At 55.3% G+C, this 19,667-nt stretch carries 17 protein-coding genes and 2 pseudogenes; 13 read left to right on the top strand and 6 right to left on the bottom strand.

Annotation, left to right across the window (positions count from 1 at the left end):
* Positions 1–5: 5 nt before the first annotated feature.
* Positions 6–1,073 (bottom strand): FUSC family protein, encoded by a 1,068-nt coding sequence (locus RYB66_RS16705; protein ID WP_004654731.1) that lies wholly within the window; start codon positions 1,071–1,073, stop codon positions 6–8.
* Positions 1,074–1,384: 311 nt separating this feature from the next.
* Here RYB66_RS16705 and RYB66_RS16700 point away from each other — a divergent pair, with 311 nt between their 5' ends.
* A complete protein-coding gene (locus tag RYB66_RS16700) occupies positions 1,385–1,708 on the top strand; it encodes a helix-turn-helix domain-containing protein (protein ID WP_004654729.1) in 324 nt (107 codons plus the stop codon).
* 114 nt (positions 1,709–1,822) lie between these two features.
* On the opposite strand, the gene RYB66_RS16695 is transcribed toward RYB66_RS16700, so the two are convergent.
* On the bottom strand, positions 1,823–2,953 hold the full coding sequence (locus tag RYB66_RS16695; protein ID WP_005744027.1) for a Fic family protein: 1,131 nt from the start codon (positions 2,951–2,953) through the stop codon (positions 1,823–1,825).
* Between the two features lie 279 nt (positions 2,954–3,232).
* On the opposite strand from RYB66_RS16695, the gene RYB66_RS16690 reads away from it, so the two are divergent.
* The 6 genes from RYB66_RS16690 (at position 3,233) to RYB66_RS16665 (ending at position 11,707) form a co-directional block, all read left to right on the top strand.
* A complete protein-coding gene (locus RYB66_RS16690) occupies positions 3,233–4,528 on the top strand; it encodes a M20 family metallopeptidase (RefSeq protein ID WP_316894911.1) in 1,296 nt (431 codons plus the stop codon).
* Positions 4,529–4,645: 117 nt separating this feature from the next.
* The gene (locus RYB66_RS16685; RefSeq protein WP_316894909.1) at positions 4,646–5,149 is read left to right on the top strand and encodes a GNAT family N-acetyltransferase; all 504 of its coding nucleotides are present in this window, start codon (positions 4,646–4,648) and stop codon (positions 5,147–5,149) included.
* Positions 5,150–5,476: 327 nt separating this feature from the next.
* Positions 5,477–9,517: a Pls/PosA family non-ribosomal peptide synthetase gene (locus tag RYB66_RS16680; RefSeq protein ID WP_316894907.1), complete on the top strand. Its 4,041-nt coding sequence runs from the start codon at positions 5,477–5,479 to the stop codon at positions 9,515–9,517.
* A complete protein-coding gene (locus RYB66_RS16675; RefSeq protein ID WP_005744021.1) occupies positions 9,514–10,146 on the top strand; it encodes a 4'-phosphopantetheinyl transferase family protein in 633 nt (210 codons plus the stop codon). Before RYB66_RS16680 ends, RYB66_RS16675 begins: the two co-directional genes overlap by 4 nt.
* 99 nt (positions 10,147–10,245) lie before the next feature.
* Positions 10,246–11,082 carry an AraC family transcriptional regulator gene (locus RYB66_RS16670; protein ID WP_005744020.1) on the top strand — a complete coding sequence of 279 codons (837 nt, stop codon included), beginning with the start codon at positions 10,246–10,248 and terminating at the stop codon, positions 11,080–11,082.
* Positions 11,083–11,131: 49 nt separating this feature from the next.
* Positions 11,132–11,707: a LysE family translocator gene (locus tag RYB66_RS16665; protein ID WP_044299238.1), complete on the top strand. Its 576-nt coding sequence runs from the start codon at positions 11,132–11,134 to the stop codon at positions 11,705–11,707.
* Positions 11,708–11,881: 174 nt separating this feature from the next.
* On the opposite strand, the gene RYB66_RS16660 is transcribed toward RYB66_RS16665, so the two are convergent.
* The gene (locus RYB66_RS16660) at positions 11,882–12,697 is read right to left on the bottom strand and encodes a formate/nitrite transporter family protein (protein ID WP_005744017.1); all 816 of its coding nucleotides are present in this window, start codon (positions 12,695–12,697) and stop codon (positions 11,882–11,884) included.
* A gap of 291 nt (positions 12,698–12,988) precedes the next feature.
* Here RYB66_RS16660 and RYB66_RS16655 point away from each other — a divergent pair, with 291 nt between their 5' ends.
* The 3 genes and pseudogenes from RYB66_RS16655 to RYB66_RS16645 all read left to right on the top strand — a co-directional run bounded on the left by RYB66_RS16655 (position 12,989) and on the right by RYB66_RS16645 (position 14,204).
* Complete coding sequence (locus RYB66_RS16655; RefSeq protein WP_005744016.1) at positions 12,989–13,240, top strand: helix-turn-helix transcriptional regulator; 252 nt, start codon at positions 12,989–12,991, stop codon at positions 13,238–13,240.
* 53 nt (positions 13,241–13,293) lie between these two features.
* Positions 13,294–13,512, top strand: a pseudogene (locus RYB66_RS16650) (HipA domain-containing protein); the annotation flags it as partial.
* A gap of 467 nt (positions 13,513–13,979) precedes the next feature.
* The gene (locus tag RYB66_RS16645) at positions 13,980–14,204 is read left to right on the top strand and encodes a hypothetical protein (RefSeq protein ID WP_316894903.1); all 225 of its coding nucleotides are present in this window, start codon (positions 13,980–13,982) and stop codon (positions 14,202–14,204) included.
* Between the two features lie 171 nt (positions 14,205–14,375).
* On the opposite strand, the pseudogene RYB66_RS16640 reads toward RYB66_RS16645, so the two are convergent.
* Both RYB66_RS16640 and RYB66_RS16635 read right to left on the bottom strand, forming a co-directional pair.
* Positions 14,376–14,780 (bottom strand): annotated as a pseudogene (locus tag RYB66_RS16640) (Sbal_3080 family lipoprotein); the annotation flags it as partial.
* A 66-nt stretch (positions 14,781–14,846) separates the two neighbouring features.
* Positions 14,847–15,320, bottom strand: coding sequence for a hypothetical protein (locus RYB66_RS16635; RefSeq protein ID WP_316894902.1), 474 nt, complete (start codon positions 15,318–15,320; stop codon positions 14,847–14,849).
* Between the two features lie 293 nt (positions 15,321–15,613).
* Here RYB66_RS16635 and msrA point away from each other — a divergent pair, with 293 nt between their 5' ends.
* Positions 15,614–16,120 carry a peptide-methionine (S)-S-oxide reductase MsrA gene (gene msrA / locus RYB66_RS16630; RefSeq protein WP_316892118.1) on the top strand — a complete coding sequence of 169 codons (507 nt, stop codon included), beginning with the start codon at positions 15,614–15,616 and terminating at the stop codon, positions 16,118–16,120.
* 86 nt (positions 16,121–16,206) lie between these two features.
* On the opposite strand, the gene RYB66_RS16625 is transcribed toward msrA, so the two are convergent.
* Positions 16,207–16,653, bottom strand: a complete 447-nt coding sequence (locus RYB66_RS16625; RefSeq protein ID WP_316894900.1) for a hypothetical protein — start codon at positions 16,651–16,653, stop codon at positions 16,207–16,209.
* Positions 16,654–17,508: 855 nt separating this feature from the next.
* Here RYB66_RS16625 and RYB66_RS16620 point away from each other — a divergent pair.
* Positions 17,509–18,549, top strand: a complete 1,041-nt coding sequence (locus tag RYB66_RS16620; protein WP_316894899.1) for a hypothetical protein — start codon at positions 17,509–17,511, stop codon at positions 18,547–18,549.
* Between the two features lie 186 nt (positions 18,550–18,735).
* Positions 18,736–19,566: a DUF5677 domain-containing protein gene (locus tag RYB66_RS16615; protein ID WP_284404547.1), complete on the top strand. Its 831-nt coding sequence runs from the start codon at positions 18,736–18,738 to the stop codon at positions 19,564–19,566.
* Positions 19,567–19,667: the final 101 nt, after the last annotated feature.

Here is a 19,667-nt window from a genome sequence, read left to right as displayed (position 1 = left end):
TTTCCTTAAAACTTCCAGCGTTTAGCGGTCTTGGCCAGGCGTGCCTGGAGCCCGTCCAGGTTCTGTGCCAGTTGCTGAGTCATCAAGTGATAGCCCATCAACTCGGCTGGAATGACCGGCTGCGCGGGAGCGCTTTCCGATGTGCGCACCAGACGCTCGGTTGCGCCGGTTTGCAGCGCGCGAGCCATGCCGATCAACTGACGACGTATCTGCCGGTAATCGTTATCCAGTGAAGTTTTAAACGACTCGCCCGCCACTTTATCCAGATCGGCAGGGCGAATATTGGCGAGAATCTCCAGGGTGCTCAGGCACATGCGGAAATGGCCTTGAATGGCGTCCAGCTCGACCATGGACATCTTCACTTCCTTGGAAACCGACGGCAGCAGCGAGCGCAATTGCAGCATCGTGGCGTTGAGCCTGGCGGTCAGCTTGAGGTGCTCGTCAGCGGTGACCGGCTGGCCTTGCACGATGCGTCCATAGACCTTTGCGCAGTCACGCAAGCCACTGGCCAGGTTGTAGCGCCAGGAAAACACGGCATACAGTGGCAGGGCGAAGGAGAAGGCCAGCGCCAGCGCGATACCGATCAAAATATCTACGGTGCGCCACAACCCGTCACTGATCGGGTTGTAGCCATGACCGGCCACGATAAACAGCGTTATCGCCGACAGCAGCGCGGTGTAACCGCCTTTGCCGATAGCGTGATAAGCAAAAAAACCGCACATAACCGACATCATCGCGTAGGTCAGCAACGGCATTTCCAGATAGCCCTGCTGGACCACCACGATCAGGCCAAGACCAGCTCCGATCAACGTTCCGTAGGCGCGCTCGACTGACTTTTTGCCGATATTGCCGTGGTGCTGCAAACCGCCGATGACGATCAGCATCGTCACCGACGCCCACTCGCCATGAGGCAGATTGAGGCCCGTGGTCAACAGAATCGTTACCAGCAAGCCCACCGCAATCCGCGCCGCGTGGATCAGCCGCGCATGCCGATAACGGCGATACGGGTCCAGCAGCGGACGCAGAACAGGGCGAAGCCAGGAGGGTATGAAAGCAGAGCGCGAATTCGTCATGCGTTAAGAGACCGCGAGGGTAGGGAAGAGATTCCCTGATTGGATGATGGCAGGTCTCAGTAAGCCACATTTTGAGAGGAGATGGGTGGTGTATGTTGGCGATCAGTGAACATGACATCGTGGATTCAAGCGGTAGGAATCACGATCTGAATTCAGTAAGGATGAAATCCAGCACTTTTTAAGATGCCTTTATATGAGGCTTTATGGTCATTAATGTGTACTTTCATGATCTATTATCTACAGGTTCAAGCCTGCAAACGTACTACTTTGTGATTCCTTGAACCCCCGCGCCTGCTCGCTGGTAACTGCTCATGAAAGCTTTTTTCCCCGTTCAATGCAGCGACACGCTGTTGCGGATTGCCCTGCTGGTAAAGCAGGCCCGGCTACAACAGGGCGTTCGGCAAGTGGATCTTGCCGAACGGCTGGGCATTTCGCTGCGTACATTTCGACGCATCGAAGCAGGCAGCGCAGACGGCGTATCGCTGCGCGACTTCATGCTGGTGGTCTGGGGGCTGGGTGTGTCAGAGCGCTTGTTTCAGGGGCTGCGAGACGACGAGTCGTTTAGCGTCGAACAGCTTGAAGCGGCCGACCGCAAGCGCGTTCGCCTGCCCAGAAGCAAGCCGGAGGACTTCTGATGGCTCAGGCCTACATTTATATGGAGTGTCCTGTGTGCAGAGTTGGACGCTACGGTCGATGCTACCAGTGCCGCGCGCTTGAAGGACTAGTAGCCCTCTCAGATTCTGCAGCCCTTATGGCAAGGGCCGATTGATCTGGTAGCGAGTGCTGCGGCCGCCGCCGGGCAGACGAGTCAGGCAGTTTCTGCCAAGCAGATCACTTAAATGCCGGGTCGCCGTGGCCTTGGAGACTTTCGCTACCGCTTGATACTGCGCGGCGCTCAGACCTTCTTCAAAACCCCGCTCGCCGCCATCAAGCAGTCGATTCAACACCTTGACCTGCTCGGCGGACAAGCCGTCACCATTGTGCAACTGCCAGAATCGCGTCTTGGCCAACACCCGCTCGATACGAACCAAGGCATGCTCAATGCTGTTCAGCAATGTGCGCAAAAACCATTCCAGCCACTCGGTGATATCGGTTGTACGTTTCTGGCTGGTTTCCAGAACATGGTAATACCCGGCGCGGTCATCGAGGATGCTGGCAGACATGGAAAACAGCCGAATGGCTTGTTGATCGCCCTGAGTCAGCGTCAGGTCAGTCAGCGCCCGCGTCAGGCGACCATTACCGTCGTCAAATGGATGCAGCGTCACAAACCAGAAATGTGCGATGCCGGCACGCACGAATGGATCTAGCCCCGGATCATTTTGACTGGCGGCAAACCAGTCGAGGAAGTCGTCCAGTTGTTGCGCAAGCACTGCGCGCGGTGGTGCTTCGAAATGCACGACCGGTCTATCAAGTCTCCCGGAGACCACCTGCATGGGCTCGTCGCTACGCAACTGGCCTGCCAGGATGCGAGCGGATACAAAGCTGTCTTCTGCCGGGAACAGCCAGCGATGCCAGGTGTACAGGCGTTGCAGGTCAAGCGGTTGATCGTGCCTGCGTGTGGCGTCCAGCATCAGCTCTGCCAACCCCTCGCTGCGGGGGTTTTGTTTACCGTTATTGGCAATACCCAGACGACGCGCCAACGAAGACCTGACAGAGCCCACATTCAGTCGCTCGCCTTCGATGGCAGACGAGCTAACAATATTCTGCAACAGGGTGTCCACGCCCTCGCGCATTTCGGCATCGCCACTCACTACGCCGCTCATTCCCAGCAGGCGACCCTGAGCTTTAGCGCACGCTCGTATCAAGGGCGCGATGCGTTCATCGCTCCAGTTGAAGTGGGGCCAGTCCGGCTGCTGCCAGATCCAGAGATGTTCGGACATTGGATATGCCTTTGAGGTGAGCCGAATACGGGTTTAATCGGCTCATAAGGTGAGCCGATTGTGCTGGCTATTCGGCTCATCGTCCAGACGTTGTTTCGGGCCCAAAAATTTCAACTACCGTTCGTCCGCCTTCATAGTGGTTCACTTGCTGGCGCAATGGAACCGTATCAGCCTTCCCGACACTTAGGACGGCACAGCATCGCTCCTTGTGGGCAATCTGATGAGATCCCGGGCGCAATGCCCCGGTCATCACTAATGGCCAAGCGGAGTTTATCTTCCATGAAAAAAAGTATTTCCCTGCTCACGACTTTGTTTTTCTGCCATGGCGCATTGGCAGGAACGATGCTCGATGAACAGAGCATTACTTCGTACGTCGACAGTCACAGTGCCGAGCAGGTCGCGTTGCTTGAAAAACTGGTGAACATCAACAGCGGCACGGACAACGTGGACGGTGTCGTCAAGGTCGGTGATCTGATGAAGGCAGAGTTGGAAGCGCTGGGCTTCGATACCCGTTGGCACGAGCTGCCCGCAGGGATGAACCATGCCGGTAGCCTTGTCGCGGTGCATGACGGTAACAAGTCTGCGAAACGAATTCTGCTGATAGGCCATCTGGACACGGTGTTTCCGGCCACCAGCAAGTTTCAAAAGTATTCATTGATAGATGGCGGCAAAAAAGCCAAAGGCCCCGGAGTGATCGACGATAAGGGCGGCCTGGTCACCATTCTTTACGCCTTGCAGGCGCTGAAACACAGCGGCGCATTGCAGGACATGAATATCTCTGTGGTCCTGGTTGGTGACGAAGAGCTGGCGGCCAAGCCGACTGAAATTTCCAGAGAATGGCTGATTGCCGAAGCCAAAAGAAGTGACATAGCACTGGGCTTTGAATTCGCCTTGTCGCCCAATCAGTTAATCACCGAGCGCAGAGGATTGAGCGAATGGTTTTTGACCAGTACCGGCATAGACAAACACTCAGCGACTATTTTTCAGCCTGAAACCGGTTTCGGTGCGGTGTACGAGTCGGCCCGGGTGCTTGATGAAATTCGCTCCAAACTCTCCGGTGAACAAGGCTTGACCATCAACCCTGGGCTCATTCTGGGCGGTGCCACAGCCCAGGAAGATGTACCAAGCGGGCAAGGCACTGCCTCGGGAAGAAAAACCACAATCGCCAGAATAGTGTCCGTGCATGGCGACCTGCGGTTCAGCAGTGAAGAACAGCGAGGCTCTGCCGAAGCCCGCCTGCAGGAAATAGCCAGTCACTCGCTGCCACAGACCCATAGCGAGTTGAAGATCAAGGCAATCATGCCGGTCATGGTTGATCGCGAAAGTAATCGCAAACTTCTGCAAGCCTACAGCAAGGTCAGCCAGGACCTTGATGGACCTGCACTGGAATCGGCTCCGTCAGCGGAAAGAGGCGGTGCCGATATTTCCTATGTGAACAAATATGTAACGGCGAGCCTGGACGGGCTTGGCGCGTGGGGGCAGGGTGCCCACAGCGAGAATGAAACCATCGATCTGAGTTCGCTGCCCGTGGTGACCAAACGCGCCGCGCTGTTCATCAGCCGCTATGGCAAATAGCTGCTCTTCAGTCGGGCGCTGAGCCCTGCCTGACTGAAGAGCACAAGGCCGGCGGCAGCACCTGATGCGTGTTGCCGTCCTCACCTGCAGTGTTGACCAGCCAAGGAGAAAAGCCAGATGGAATTTGATCTGCGGTTGTCGCATGACAACGATCTGGAGCAGTTACAGCGTCTCTCTGTGCGGGCTCGCCAGCGGTATACGATCATCCCCTCTTTGGCTCATGTCGCCGAAAGCCCACCGCTGGGCGCAGACAGATTCGAAGCCTGCCGGGTCATGGTTGCTGTAGACAGGCATTGCGATGAAGTCATCGGTTTCGTAGCCATGCGCCTACTGGATGATTACTTATACCTGGACAATATCTCGGTCGAACCTCTTGCTTCAGGCAAGGGCGTTGGAAAAAGCCTGCTGTCGTCTGTCGTGGCGTACGCGCACTTGCGTCGGGCTGATGCGGTGAGCCTGACAACATTTCGCGAACCACCCTGGAATGGCCCATGGTTTCGTCAGCATGGGTTCTGTCCGATGCCGACGGATTGTATTGGCGATGGGTTAAGGCGCGTCATGAAGCGTCAGTCGCAGACTTTCGATCCTGCGACGCGTGAGACCCTGTGGCGTCTGCTGTAACCCATGCCAAGTCATGGATGCAATCCACTTTAGCGAACTGCGCTTTCCTCATCGAGCTGCAAGGTCGATACATAAATGCCTTGTTGGCTATCCGCCACCTTCGTTTTGTTGTTCAAGATTCATACAGCCAGTGTTTGCCATATTCGCCTTGCCAGCCTGTTCTTTCACCGCGGTGAGAGCTGCAGCGCTCCAGCCAAAATGTATCAAAACAGAAATATTGCGGACACCTTGTCACCACAAAATGCACGCCACTCGCTGATGGACCGGCTCTGACCCCATAACCAGAAATCTCAGGCATCTCCTTCAGACGAGCGAATATTTGCTGCCATGAATAACCTGAACCTGCTGCAGACCTGCCAGAACGAACAATCGGCGGACGTGATTTACGGTCCGATTCAACCTGAACTGCTACGCGAGGAAGTGCTGGCCGATCTGCTGGAAGCCAGCGCCCGGCGTAATCCGCAGCAAGTGGCACTGATCTTCGGCGAGCACCGGATCAGTTATGGGGAGCTGGACCGGCAGGCTGATCAGGTGGCTTCTGCGCTGATCAAGGCTGGCGTAAGGCCTGGGCACATCGTTGGTCTGTGGTTGCCGCGAGGCATTGAGCTTCTGGTGATGCAGGCCGGTATCGCCAAGGCGGGTGCCGCCTGGCTGCCTCTGGATCAGGACACGCCGGTGGAGCGTCTGCAGATATGCCTGGAAGATGCCAGCGCCGTGGGGCTGGTGTCCTGCAACGCGCTGAGCCCGTTGCTGGCTGGTAGCGGTCTGAACGTATGGACGGCCGAAGCGCTGCTGACACAGACCGACGCAGCGTTGGTGCGCCGCAGTGGTGTGCTTCCCGATCATCCTGCGTACGTGATCTACACCTCCGGTTCCACCGGCAAGCCCAAGGGCATCCTGATTTCCCAGCGCAGCATCTGCCATTTCCTGCGCAGCGAAAACGCGGTACTCGGTATCCGTGCCAGCGACCGGGTCTACCAAGGCTTTTCCGTGGCATTCGACATGTCGTTCGAGGAAATCTGGATTGCCTATCTGGTGGGCGCAACGTTGTGGATAGGCCCAAAGGAAACCAGCGGAGACCCCGAAACCCTGCCACGTCTGCTGAACGAGCAGCGCATCAGCGTTTTGCACGCGGTGCCTACCTTGCTGGCGCTGTTCAGCGAAGACGTCCCCGGCCTGCGGGTGATCAATCTGGGCGGCGAGATGTGCCCTGAGTCGCTGGTCGACCGCTGGGCCACGCCGAACCGGCAAATGTTCAACACCTACGGGCCCACCGAAGCCACTGTGTCGGCGAGTCTGGCGCGGTTGTCGCGTGGTCGCCCGGTCTCGATTGGTACGCCGCTCCCCAATTATGGTCTGTTGGTAATCGCCAATGACCCAGCGGTCGGCAGCAGCCTGGCACCCAGCCTGCTGCCACGTGGCGAAGTCGGCGAACTGTGCATCATCGGCCCCGGTCTGGCTGAAGGTTATCTGGGCAGACCGGATCTGACCCAGGAAAAATTCCTGCCTAACCCGTGGTCCACTGGCTATCACGATGCGCGCCTGTACCGCACCGGCGACCTCGCGCGGATCGACGATGAAGGACAAGTACAATGCCTGGGACGTGCCGATGATCAGGTGAAAATTCGTGGCTTTCGCGTCGAGCTGGGCGAGATTGAAGCCCTGTTGGCGCAACAGCCCGGCGTAGGTACTGTTGCCGTCCTGTTGCGCAACGAGGGTGGCGTTGATCAGCTGATTGCTTATCTGGTTTGCGATACATCGACGGACTCCACATTCACCAGCCAGCTGCGCAAGGTCTTGCAGGCCCGGTTGCCGTCGTACATGGTGCCGGGGCATTTCGAGTTGCTCGACAGCATGCCGCGCCTCACGTCCGGAAAAATCGACCGCAAAACACTCAAGGCCCGCCCGTTGACGGTTGATGCCGCGGGTGCTGGCGCAGAGTCCGACGTGGCTGAAACTGAAGGCGAAATCGCACTGTTTGCTGCGTTGGCCTCACTCTTTCCAGGCATGCCGATCCGCCGCGATGCGGACTTTTTCACCGATCTGGGCGGGCACTCCTTCTTTGCCGCTCGTTTGGCCTCGGCCTTGCGGGCGAACCCTCGCTTTGCACAAATCACCGTGCGCGACATTTACCAGCAACGCCGTATCGGCGCGATTGCCGAAGTGCTGGATCAAGCACCGCAAGAGATGGCTGCCCCGGTCGACTGGACGCCTCCGTCCGCGTGGCGTCGCTGGCGTTGCGGCGTGGCTCAGGCTCTGGCATTGCCGGTAATGGTCAGCCTGCGCATGACTCAGTGGCTCGCGCCATTCTTTACTTATCACTTGCTTACCGGTTCGCCTGACGACTCTGTGGCTTTGGCGACGCTGGCTTCTATCTCGGTGTTTCTGATTGCCACCGTTCTGCAGTTTTTCATCGCGTGGGCGGCCAAGTGGCTGATCGTTGGTCGCCTGAAGCCTGGAATATACCCATTGTGGGGCGTCACTTACTTTCGCTGGTGGGCCGCCGACCGTATGGTCGAGTCGGCACCGACTTACCTGTTGAGTGGTTCTTCGCTTTATCCCCTGTGGCTACGCGCCCTGGGAGCAAAGATCGGTGAGGAAGTGATTATCGGCGGGGCCACGGTGCGGGCCCACGACCTGCTGGAGATCGGTGACGGGGTCAGCGTCGGCAACGGCGTGAGCTTCGAGAACGCACGCGTCGAGCGGGGTCAGCTGCATCTGGGACGTATCGCATTGCAGGACAATGCCTGTGTCGGTTCTTACGTGATCATGGAAGGCAATACCGCTATCGGTCCGTGGGGGCATCTTGAGGCGCAATCGGCCATGGCCGACGGCCGGGAGGTTCCGGCGGGGCGTATCTGGCAGGGCTCACCTGCGCGTGATGTCGGCGCGTTCGATACGCTCGGCCAACCTGCGCGGCCTGTGACCAGCCCTGCGCGTTTGCGGGCAGAAAAACTGTTCTTCGTGTTCGGCGTTCTGCTGGTCGCGACGCTGTTCTTCATCCCGGTCTTCCCGACCTTTTTCCTGATCGACTGGTTCGACACGCAGAACGTCTTGCCATGGTTCGAGGGCAGCGGACCATTGGGACAACTGGCGCGCTATTTCCTGCTCGCGTTCCCGGCCAGTGCGGTGCTGATTGTCGCGACTGTTCTGGCCTCTGCCGCATTGCGCTGGATCGTCTTTCCACGTCTCAAGCCGGGTCGCTACGCGGTACACAGCAACACTTATTGCGCCAAGTGGCTGATCAGCCAGATTCAAGAGGCCAGCCTCAACGTGCTTTCCGGCATCTACGCCACGGTGTATTCGCCCTTCTGGTATCGACTGCTGGGCGCGAAAGTGGGGCGCGACGCCGAGATTTCCAGCGCACAGGGCGTCATCCCGGACATGCTGACCCTGGGCGATGAAACCTTTATTGCGGATGCGGTGATGCTCGGTGATGAGCGTATCGACGGCGGCTGGATGACCATGCAGCCCACGGTCGTATCCAATCGCAGCTTTGTCGGCAACGGCGGTTACATTTCAGATGGCACGGTGCTGCCGGAAAACGTCCTGATCGGCGTCCATTCCTGTGCACCGCATAACAGCAAGATGGCCGATGGCGATACCTGGCTGGGCTCACCACCCATCCACCTGCCAGCCCGCGAGCAGGTAAGTGGTGCTCCGGAATCTCTGACCTTCAAGCCCTCGCCATTGCGTCGTCTGGCCCGAGGTCTGGTCGAAGGCGTGCGCATTGTCACCCCGCACGCGGTGGTGATTGCGGTTGGCTACACCGTGATGCTTGATCTGATGCCACTCGCCGACCAAGAGCGCTGGGGTGCCGTGCTGGCTTACCTTGCCGTCATCGGCATGGCGTACAGCGTGGGTAACTTTCTGCTGATCGCAGCCTTGAAGTGGCTGGTCATGGGGCGCTATCGCAAACGCGCAGACCCTATGTGGACGCCATTCGTATGGCTTTCGGAAGGTATCACCAGCCTTTATGAAGGCATGGCCGCACCAAACTTCATGCGCTACCTGCGCGGTACTCCGTGGTTGCCGCTGGCCTTCAACCTGTTCGGCTGCAAGATTGGCCGAGGGGTTTACATGGACACAACCGACATCACCGAATTCGACTGCGTCAGCATCGGTGCAGATAGTGAGCTGAATGCCGGTGCCTGCCCGCAAACACACCTGTTCGAAGACCGGGTCATGAAGATTGATCACGTCATCATCGGCGAACGCGTGTACATGGGGCCACGCAGCGCCGTGCTGTACAGCGCCGTAGTCGGCAACGATGCGCACCTTGGCGCACTGACCCTGGTCATGAAGGGCGAACATATCCCTGTCGGCAGCCGTTGGGCTGGTTGTCCCGCGTCACCTGACAGGGCATGAAGTGCGGGGCGAGCTGGGCATTCGATGAAGATGGCCGGCTCGCCCCTCCAGAGTCCTTCCCTCGGCAGAATGTATTGCTGGTCAGCTGCGTCACCAGGCCAGGCTGTGCAAGAGATGAGGCCAGAAACCGCATTCGGGCTTGCGTGCGTATCGCCTTGGAACAGTGGCTCGAATTGCCATCCGGGGCGATCACGTTCATCAGCGCCCCAGGTGTCGCGCCGCGATTGCTTATCGACGGGCTGCCGGAGCCCGGGTTTTCCATCAGCCACGAAGCCGGGTTCTCTCTTGCTGCCGTCAATCTCCAAGGCGCAGTGGGCGTGGACTTGATGCAGGTTCAGGCGGTGCCGGACTGGCATGCGGTCGCGCTGGATTATCTGGGGGCTGAGGTTGCCAGTGTGCTGTCAGGCATGCCCGAGTCGATGCGTGCGGTTGCCTTTGCCAAGGCATGGTGCAGGCGCGAAGCGTTTTTGAAGTTGCATGGATTGGCGCTCGATGAATGGACAGCACAGGGAGGATTGCAGGGTGTGGAGGTTGAGGTTGAATTGGCGGAGGGGATGGTTGGAGCGGTGGCGTTGAGTCAGGTTTTGATGGAGTACATGAATCAGGCTGAGCGGCGCACGGCACCTTGATTGATGCGCTGCTGCCAATCGAAGATGAATGCACGAATGTTCTAGACTCACCTTCTGACGTCAGCGATAACCAATCGCTTTCATCGATTCAGGTGTTTTATGCCTTCCACACACTGGATAGACCTCGCTCGTGACCTTGATACAGGCATCGAGACGCTGCACGCGCACTTTCAGGGGCATGCCTATGATCCCCATTGGCATGACAGCTATCTGGTGGGCGTTACCCGGCAAGGAGTGCAGCAGTTCAATTGCCGCCGTCAGCGCCATGCCAGCACGCCCGGGCAGGTGTTCACGCTGGAACCGGGGGAAATTCATGATGGCAATGCCCCGTGCGCCGAAGGGTTCACCTATCAGATGCTGTACCTGGACCCGCATTGGCTGAGCCGGGAGCTCAGTGGGTTGTTCGAACAGGCTCCCGACCAGCATTTGCCTTCTTTCGCCAACACCCTGCAAACCGAATCACGGCTGGCTCACGCGGTCACGTTCGCTTTCACGGCGCTGCATCAAAAAGAACTACGCATCGTTCGTCAAAGCGCGTTGGATGAATTACTGGCGCAGCTCATTGATCGGGTGCAATGGCGACGCATGACCGATCCCGATCCGCGCTTGCCGCAGGTGGCCTTGCGGGCGAGGGATTATCTGCACGCGCATCTGCATCAGGACGTGGGCATGAACGAGTTGGCAGCTGTTTGTGGCGTTGACCGCTTTCGCCTGACTCGGGCGTTCAAGGCGACCTTCGGCCTGCCGCCTCATGCATATCTGGTACAGCTGCGCCTGGCCAAGGCCCGTCGAATGCTGGCAGCCGGAATCTGGCCCGCTCAGGTGGCCAGCGATCTGGGCTTTGCTGACCAAAGCCATCTGGGCCGCTGGTTCATGCGCGTTTACGGACTTAGCCCGGCGGCCTATCGCTTGCGCTGCTCAAACCTTCCAGACTGATCCTGTGGTATGTCGCAGCATGGGCGTTTTCAGCCCTGGATTGCCGATCATGCTGCCTTTCATTCTGTTCGCCTTCGTCGCCTCGATTACCCCCGGCCCCACCAACATCCTGGTATTAAGCAACAGTGCCCGCTTCGGCTGGCGCGCCGTCGTACCGTTGATTCTGGGAGCCTGCACCGGCGCTGCACTGTTGGTGTTGCTCATTGGCATGGGGGTCGGCCACTCATTGCTCGCGATCCCCAATGCTCAGCGCGTCATGGCATGGGTCGGCGTGCTGTGGCTGACCTGGCTGGCCTGGAAGATAGGTGCCAGCCCGACCGACTCAATCGAGCGGCAAAACAGTCTGCCGATGGGCTTTATCGGTGGCGCAGCACTGCAATTAGTAAATCCCAAGACCTGGGTCATGGTGCTGGCGGTAGTCAGTGTATACAGCCAGCGCAGCCCGGTGTCTTACCTGGCGCTGGTGTTTTTTCTGATTTCCTTGCCCTGCCTCGGCAGCTGGGCGCTGATGGGCGCAGGCTCGTCCCGCTGGCTCACATCGCCTTGGCGAGTGCAGTGGATGAATCGAGTGCTGGCGGTTTTATTGCTGCTGGCGGCGTGGATCGGTTTTATGGACAGTGTCTGAACGCGTGCGGCCTAGGTTGGCGGTGGGTACGCGAGGAGTCGGCTTCATTTCAAAAGCTGATCTTGTCGAGCCAACTCGTGACTATTTGCTTATGAGGTGAGTTTTGCTCTTCAACTTGCTGGTTTGCTCTGCGGTCGTCATCTCTTTTCACCGCAGAGCCTGTATGGCGTCAGATTATTCCGGTGCTTGCGCGCCGCTGGTCCTGGACAGCTCAGCAGGTCGGGCTGCCGCATTGAAGAAGGCCAGGTGATAGGCCAGGCCTACGAACACCGCACCGCCCACCGCGTTACCCAAAAATACCGGAACGAAGTTGTCGCCGAACTGCGCCCAGCTCAAGGCGCCGGCAAAGATCGCTGCAGGAATGACGAACATGTTGGCGACGATGTGCTGAAAGCCGATCGCGACGAATGCCATCACCGGAAACCACATGCCGACCACTTTACCGATCACGTCCTTGCTTGCGTAGCTGAGCCACACCGCCAGGCACACCAGCCAATTGCAGCCAATACCCGAGATGAATGCCTGTTCGAAGCTGGCCCCCACCTTGGCATTGGCGATGGCCACAGTCTTGGCCATGAATGGGCCTTCAGTCAGCCCCACCACATGGCCGAAACAATAGGCGACGAACAGCGCGCCGATAAGGTTGGCCAGCGTCACCAGTACCCAGTTGCGCACCAACTGACCCAGACCGATACGCCCGGCGAATAGCGCCATGGGCAGGCTCATCATGTTGCCGGTCAGCAACTCGCCACCGGCCAGCACCACCAGAATCAGCCCGACCGGAAACACCACAGCGCCAAGCAGATTGCCCAGCGACGCCCACTCGTGAGGGATCATGGTGCTGACATGAATATCGAGAAGAAACCCGAGGGCAATGAAAGCCCCTGCCAGAAAGCCCAGGATCATCAACGACGACAGGCCCAGGTGGGCCTTCTTGACGCCGCTTTCGACGGCAATTTCAGCGATTTGCTGCGGGGTGTTCAGAGACATGGTGGGCTCGTGCGTGGTCGTGGGCTGAGCGTGGGGAACAGAAGCTCAAGCGGTGCGCGCATCTGTCGCACGGGGAAACAACGTTACGGAATGTTTCGGAGGATGGCTAATCGGATGTTTTGATCGGGTGATTGAGAGGGTCGATGGGGGGGAGGATGCTGTGGGGGGAGTGGGCTTATAGTTGTTTGGTTGGTAGGTGCCGCGACTCAAAGCCCCGTTCACATATCAGTTTGATTTATTCAAAGGTTAGGTATACGTTACATTTAATCTAGTTTGTTATGTATACGGAACATGGACTATTCCCTCATCACAACGCGTCTTGGCGAGCAGATTCGGCAGCGCCGCCTCAATCGAGGGCTTACCCAAGCCAGGCTCGCTACGTTGGCAGCCGTCACACGGCAAAAGATAATCGCCGTAGAAAAAGGTGACCTCTCAGTAGGCATGACAGCCTATGCGCGCGTGCTCGGGGCGCTGGATTGTGAGCTTTCGGTCATACCCGCTGTTATGCCTACACTGGAGGAAATTGAGGGAGTATTCGACTGATGATGACCACGCTGCAGGTTGCGATGTCAGAGGAGTGGAAGAATCCTTAACAGTCGGTGGCTAATGAAGCAGGAATTGCGGTACCAGAGTTCTGCCTGTCGGATAATTCCAGGCTGTTCGTCATGCGCCGTTCCGACAGGGATGACCAGCTCAACCCTATTGGCTTTGAGGACATGGCGGTATTGATGGGCTTGCCTGCCGAGAAGAAATACAGCAAGAGCTACTTCGCTATCGCCAAAGCAATCCGCCTATTCTATGCCCCCGACCAAGTACTGGCGCGGTCTGTTGAGCTGAGCGAGCAGGCGCCAAAGGTAATCGCTGCGGTAAGACGATGTGCTGAGCTGTTTATTTATGAAAACCTTTGGGTAGCAAGTCGTCGGGCTTAGTGTCTCGACTTTTGGCAACTGCAATTCAAACAGTCGGCCTTGACGGTCTCTAAGCTCGAAATAGCACTAGAGGGAGTAGTTGAAGTCCTTTGCCAGAGGGGCCTGGTCCCTGGCGCTATGCATGGTCTGCATCAGCAATAATACTGTGAACGTAGAAGGCGAGGGGTGGTAAGCAGCTTGTGATAAAACATGTAAAGTGGCCAATTGACAACGTTAAGATTGCGAGGTAGCGTTTGCTTGGTAAGTCAGATCTACCCATACGCCGCCTGGGGGGGCGGAAACGTTACCAGAATCAGTTATGCCATATCTAAATAGCGCCCTTCAATAACACAAGGGTGAAGGAATGAGTGCTGATGTTTGAAAAATACCCTGATCAGTCCCGTGACCGTCGGCAGGCATTCATAATAGGCGCTTTCTCGGCGATAGTTTCTGGAGGCAGTTTTTGGGTGGGCGGAACTCTGTTTGGATTAATGTTTGGCACCGTTGCCCTTGTGTTTCTTCCAGCAACTTTAATTTGCGATCACGCACGGTTTGAAACTGCTACAAAAATATGGAGATTTTTATCTTGGTTTTCTTAGGTTTAATATAAGGCTCCTTGGATTTTCTGCTTAATACTGGAATGTTTTATTGGGCTAGTAGTTTGTCCCGGGCCAGTCTTTCATAAGATTTTCGACCAGGTTGCTCCCAATCTTTATGCACAATCAATATGCAGGGGTTTATGAGCACTGCATCCAATTTTGAAAAGGCTACATCTCGGTTTTTTTCTCCGCGTCGATAAACTTATCGATTGCTCGACCGCCACCCCAGCGCGAATCATATTCAGCATACCCCACCTGCTGGCCAAATGGATAAACGCGAATATCGGCATAACTCATGTAGATAGCCTTATCGCAACTCCAGTTCCCGATATAAGTCGTTGTCAGAGGGTAACTGGACGGGCTGCTATCCGATGGGATTTGTCGTGTGTGGAAGCCTTTTTCGGTCAGTAACCTTACATAGGTAGTGTTGAACCCTTCGCGCAGGCCATCGGCAGGAATCATGCAAATCTCCGGTGCCAAGTCCTGAGACAGCTCGACGGGAGCCACCGTTTGCTTGAAGGTGCAACCGGATGCCAATACTGATGCCAGGATGATGGGGGTATAAACAGGGCGCATGGCGACCTCCTTGTCATTAATCGGGCGGGGGAGGTGTCACCGCTTGTGCGCGCTCACCCGTCTCAGCTATGTGGAAGTCGATCCGCGCTCTTCCAAATACTTCGCCATTGCAGCGAAGCGTCGCCGGGTCTCTATTTCAAACAGCGTGTTGACCATTGAATTGAGCATCCACCCCAGCCAGCGCGGCCTCAGACGCATAATGAAGGTGTATGTCAGCTCGGAAGTGTCATTACCGAGATCTTTATGGTGCACTGAGGCTGCCCACTCCTGAAAGAAACCTTGAGGTTCTATCAAGACGGCAGCAGCAATGTGGTGTGAGGGCTTATAGTTTACGAAGCGCGTACGCATGGCAAACAGGCGTTTCCAGCCACGGCCCTGATTGGATGAGGTTGCACCAATGTAAGGATGACTGCTGCCGTCTTCCACCACCGCCCTGGATAACAAGCTATCCCAGCGCATGCGCACGTTATGGTTGTGAAAAGCTTCAAAAGCCGCAGATGCGCAGCAGGGCATGATCAGCCTGATTCTACGTACGGGCATGTGTTTATGACCCTTTTCCTGATCGCAATGAGTCCACGCAATGGTACTGATTATAGTGGTCAACTAAACCCGATCACTGGGTTGTCAGTGACCGAAACACCTGATAGACGCTGATTAAACCGCACAAGCCGGCGGATTCTGAAGCAACTGTAGGCAACGGAGCAAGGCGCCAAGGTTTCGGTAGGACGTGTACTCGTTCCGCAACACGATCCGGTTTTTTACTTCATCCGGCTTGGTATTGGCCGACATCACCCCATAACTATCCCTGTCTCCATGAACCGCTAGGACAGACCATGACCAACTCAACCGAAACCGCCATCCTTGCCGGCGGCTGCTTCTGGGGCATGCAAGATTTGTTGCGACGCTACCCCGGCGTGCTGCATACGCGAGTCGGCTACACCGGTGGTGACGTACCGAACGCCACCTACCGCAACCACGGCAACCATGCCGAAGCGATTGAGATCGTGTTTGACCCGGCGGTGATCAGCTACCGGCAGATTCTTGAGTTCTTTTTCCAGATCCATGACCCGAGCACGCCTAACCGGCAGGGTAATGATCTTGGGCCAAGCTATCGTTCGGCGATTTACTACCTGAGCGAACAGCAAAGGGATATTGCCAAAGATACTGCAGCTGACGTGGACGCCTCCAAGCTGTGGCCGGGGCGTGTGGTCACGCAAATCGAGCCCGCCAGGGAGTTCTGGGAGGCGGAGCCGGAGCATCAGGATTATCTGGAGCGGATACCGAACGGGTATACCTGCCACTTCATCCGGCCGAACTGGAAGTTGCCCAAGCGGGCTTGAACCTGAATCTCACCGGGAAAGGCCGGGATAGGGGATAGCGCAAAAGCTGCCCTGCCCCTGTCATGCAGGCGACATCAGGGGTAGCCTCAGCCCTCACAACTCTGCTTGTTAATTTCGAACTGTCCAACCTCTTTTACATTTTTGCTGCCAAAAATGTAAATGAGGGTGCCGCCCAAGGAAAGTATCGATTGGTCGCTGCGCATTTGCGCGGCGCAATTAGCCTTGAGGATGTTTGATTTCATCACGCCCAAGTCAACGTTATTGGGATGAGTGTCATAACGGGTCAACGTGTAATAGAACTTGAGTGCGTGACTGTTGGCCGCTTGCGCACGAACGAAGGTTATATCTTCGTCGATTATTCGATTCTGGGCCATCGTTCGCGCGGTCACAATGATGAGGTCGCTGAGAAAGGTGGGTTTGCTCGGCTGGGGTGTTTCTTGGAAAGCCTGTATGACCAGAACCCCCACCACGCTCAAAAACAGTAACCCCCACGCCGAATACACAAGCGTCTTCCTGATTTTTTCGCCGGGCATAGATTTCATTCCTTTGAGGTTGTTCAAGGGTGGGCATTCTACGACAACACCTCTTGTTCGACAGCCCTCCAGATCTGCGTTTGTGCAGCGGCTGCGGCGCCTCGGGGCATCTTATCAACGATGCATCGCTGACCTGGTCCGGGTACCGCCATGAACAGAAGGCATCCGGACACGCAGCGCAACCAGCAACGCGGCCAACACAGCATCAGGATGGCCGTCTCTACGAATACGCCTGCACTGCCAACGAGGCTGAACATCGCACCGCCAGCGGCTGCGCCTGTTGCGATGGTCGACTGCACAGAGGTGCAACAACTTCCCCCTGCGCCAGCGCCTGCGAAGAATTGAGCTGCGATCTGAACGGCAGTTTTTGGCCGATTCTGTTGAAAAGGTCGGTTCTCTCGAATTGTCCGGAAGCTGAGCGGTGAAGGCGCGTACCTTTGGACCATAGGACTGTATCTGACGTGTTCCGCCAGAAACACAAAAGCCGCGCAACGCGCGGCTTTGGATATGGTGGGCCCACACGGACTCGAACCGTGGACCAAAGGATTATGAGTTGCCGGGCTATACCATATGCCTAGCGAAATCACTCAAAGCTTGACTTAGGTTAGCATAGCTGGGGGAGCGAAATGCAACGGTTTGAGCATAGTTTGGACAAGGTTTCGCAATCTGGGGGCTGTACCGCATTCGTACCGTTTTCGTTGGCACCCGCGACCTTAGGCTTGAAGCCTAGCTAAGAAAAAATCACATGGATCGCTTTAAGCATCGTCGTGTCCATTCGCAAAATGATACCGTGAAAGAGCTTCATTCCGGTATGGGTGACTTAAGATTTTAGTTGCATAGGAAAACTGATAAGCAATGTCAAAAACTAGAGCATATACTTCTCAAACTGGAAATGTCCAAGTAACCGCTTGGCAGGTTAACAAACAGCGCAAAGATTTTTACAACGGCCAGCCAACGCCGTATCAATATTTCAGTATTGGAAGACCAGGGACTCGATTAGCAGTAAAACACGTTTCTGGAAAAAACTATCCATATTTTTCATACATAAATAGCGGAGATGGTAGTGGAGCTGTCGGTGGAGAGTCGTTAAGTCATCTGTTGTTTAAGGAGGCACTTAGTGAGATAAAACAGCTCAGGCTTAATGTGTCTTTGCAGGTTGGTGAGGGTAAAAGAACACAGGTATCTTGTAACTTACAGGTTGTCGAGGCGGAACAAGAAAAAGAGATTGCTCTGGTTGGAGGGGGCGTAAGATATGCTGATGTATATTACAGATTTGAAAGTGAGCACTGGCTTTGGAAAAAATGGGGTGGTGAGTTATATATTGAGATTCGTAACTCGAACGCAGTAAACGCCCGGAAGCAAATAGATATTAGGAAGGTCGCGATACCAGTAATTGAAGTGGAAATACCGTCTATTTTTGATTACAAGATTTCTGATGAGGCGACTAATGATGAGTTGGAGTTTAAGCATAAAGAGAGGATTAAAAAAATGCTTCAAAGCGAAAAAGGCTTTTTGAGTGGGAGCTCTTTGAGTAATCCAAGTACGAAAGAATATTTGATAGATCTGGTAAAGCACTATAAAGGCCAAAAAGTTGAATTCTGCAAAGAAAGGGATAGGTTGAACTCGGTGCTTTTTGAAACGAGAGAGTTGTTAGCAGCAGAGGCTTCTAAGGTTGAAAATCTGAGTGGCGAGCTATTAGATTTAAAAAAACAGCTACTCGTTGCAGTTTCTGAAAAAGATGCCGCAATTGCGGATTTGAGTTCGAATATCGCATCACAATCAAAGCAACAAGTCTCAAACGAGGCTAGTGCCAAGACCGCGAGGCTATACATGTCGCTTGCTTTCACTATGCTTGTTGTGTCTGCTGCACTGCTCGTAGTGTCAATTATGATTTAGAAAAAAACCGGGGCTTGATTCTCATGTCTGCATTGCAGAACTTGACTGTGCAGCTTAAAGCGATATAGCTTGGGGTTAAAGCTATATCATCGTACTTGCGATCGCCTTTGTGACTTCAGGTGGGCTGCTTGAATTATAGCGTAATAGGATCTCCAAAAAAGCTGCTACAGAACTAAGAGTAGAAAGATGGACGTGCTGCGTGGCATTATCAATGAACAACTGGAGCTGCTTCGCCTCACTTTGCATGCGACTACTCAGGGAACACTAAACTACAGAGGGGAGGTGTACGTCTGTAGCCTTTCAGAGGATAAGCTGAGAACCTCTCAACCAATCGCAATGGCTGCAGGGCAGACCGTCAATACCCTATTGAAATGCTCTGATTGGAGGGGAATTCCGGTCAGGGATCTCTATCCGTTAGCGCGAAGCTGCATAGAGTCGTTCATAAATGCGTCTTTTTTACTAGCAGAAAACAACGCGAAAGCCCAACGGGCCGTCCGATGGATTAAGTATCGTGCTTGGAAGCAACAAAATCGTAATGTTGGAATTGGCGAATTTGCTATAAAAATTTCCAGTGCTACAGTTGCTCCCGTAGAAGTGAGCGAATTCACGAGAAAGGGCATATCTCGTGAATGGAGCGAATACGACACTCCTACCCGATTAAAGCGAGTAGGTGAGCTTGCTGGAGTTAAAGCTGGTTCGCGCTTGCTGGCAGCCTATGCACTTGTATACGCAACGTCTTCAGAGATAATCCACGGATCGCCATACGGTGTGCACTATTTCTATCAGGCGCATCTTCCCCTTTCACCTACCGTAGAAGATTTCAGTCAGGCAACACGGCTGCAGTTGGAGGATATACTCTGTGCTGTCTGTCATGCTATGGCAGGTTACTTGTCATGTAGCAGTAGTGTCTTAGGGTTAAAGAAGATGTACATAGCCGAACAAGAACTCTTTAATCGCCTCCTATCACGGGAAGGTGTTGATCCTCAAGCGGTGGAGGAGCTTACGAAGACTTTGTAACTAGCTAGGGGAGTTTTTTAATTGACTGTTCGTCTGAGATTAAGGTTATCACGATAGGTATTAACCGCCGAAGGCGCAGAAAAAGGTGGGAGGATCTGAAA

Source organism: Pseudomonas syringae group sp. 243L2, assembly GCF_032587875.1.
In the GTDB taxonomy this organism is placed as follows: domain Bacteria; phylum Pseudomonadota; class Gammaproteobacteria; order Pseudomonadales; family Pseudomonadaceae; genus Aquipseudomonas; species Aquipseudomonas amygdali.
This window is presented reverse-complemented; position numbering and strand designations above follow the sequence as displayed.

What these genes read in the sequence shown, in the direction of transcription:
- RYB66_RS16705 (WP_004654731.1), bottom strand. Translation starts at nt 1,073, where the DNA reads ATGACGAATTCGCGCTCTGCTTTCATACCCTCCTGGCTTCGCCCTGTT.
- RYB66_RS16700 (WP_004654729.1), top strand. Translation starts at nt 1,385, where the DNA reads ATGAAAGCTTTTTTCCCCGTTCAATGCAGCGACACGCTGTTGCGGATT.
- RYB66_RS16695 (WP_005744027.1), bottom strand. Translation starts at nt 2,953, where the DNA reads ATGTCCGAACATCTCTGGATCTGGCAGCAGCCGGACTGGCCCCACTTC.
- RYB66_RS16690 (WP_316894911.1), top strand. Translation starts at nt 3,233, where the DNA reads ATGAAAAAAAGTATTTCCCTGCTCACGACTTTGTTTTTCTGCCATGGC.
- RYB66_RS16685 (WP_316894909.1), top strand. Translation starts at nt 4,646, where the DNA reads ATGGAATTTGATCTGCGGTTGTCGCATGACAACGATCTGGAGCAGTTA.
- RYB66_RS16680 (WP_316894907.1), top strand. Translation starts at nt 5,477, where the DNA reads ATGAATAACCTGAACCTGCTGCAGACCTGCCAGAACGAACAATCGGCG.
- RYB66_RS16675 (WP_005744021.1), top strand. Translation starts at nt 9,514, where the DNA reads ATGAAGTGCGGGGCGAGCTGGGCATTCGATGAAGATGGCCGGCTCGCC.
- RYB66_RS16670 (WP_005744020.1), top strand. Translation starts at nt 10,246, where the DNA reads ATGCCTTCCACACACTGGATAGACCTCGCTCGTGACCTTGATACAGGC.
- RYB66_RS16665 (WP_044299238.1), top strand. Translation starts at nt 11,132, where the DNA reads ATGCTGCCTTTCATTCTGTTCGCCTTCGTCGCCTCGATTACCCCCGGC.
- RYB66_RS16660 (WP_005744017.1), bottom strand. Translation starts at nt 12,697, where the DNA reads ATGTCTCTGAACACCCCGCAGCAAATCGCTGAAATTGCCGTCGAAAGC.
- RYB66_RS16655 (WP_005744016.1), top strand. Translation starts at nt 12,989, where the DNA reads ATGGACTATTCCCTCATCACAACGCGTCTTGGCGAGCAGATTCGGCAG.
- RYB66_RS16645 (WP_316894903.1), top strand. Translation starts at nt 13,980, where the DNA reads ATGTTTGAAAAATACCCTGATCAGTCCCGTGACCGTCGGCAGGCATTC.
- RYB66_RS16635 (WP_316894902.1), bottom strand. Translation starts at nt 15,320, where the DNA reads ATGCCCGTACGTAGAATCAGGCTGATCATGCCCTGCTGCGCATCTGCG.
- msrA (WP_316892118.1), top strand. Translation starts at nt 15,614, where the DNA reads ATGACCAACTCAACCGAAACCGCCATCCTTGCCGGCGGCTGCTTCTGG.
- RYB66_RS16625 (WP_316894900.1), bottom strand. Translation starts at nt 16,653, where the DNA reads ATGCCCGGCGAAAAAATCAGGAAGACGCTTGTGTATTCGGCGTGGGGG.
- RYB66_RS16620 (WP_316894899.1), top strand. Translation starts at nt 17,509, where the DNA reads ATGTCAAAAACTAGAGCATATACTTCTCAAACTGGAAATGTCCAAGTA.
- RYB66_RS16615 (WP_284404547.1), top strand. Translation starts at nt 18,736, where the DNA reads ATGGACGTGCTGCGTGGCATTATCAATGAACAACTGGAGCTGCTTCGC.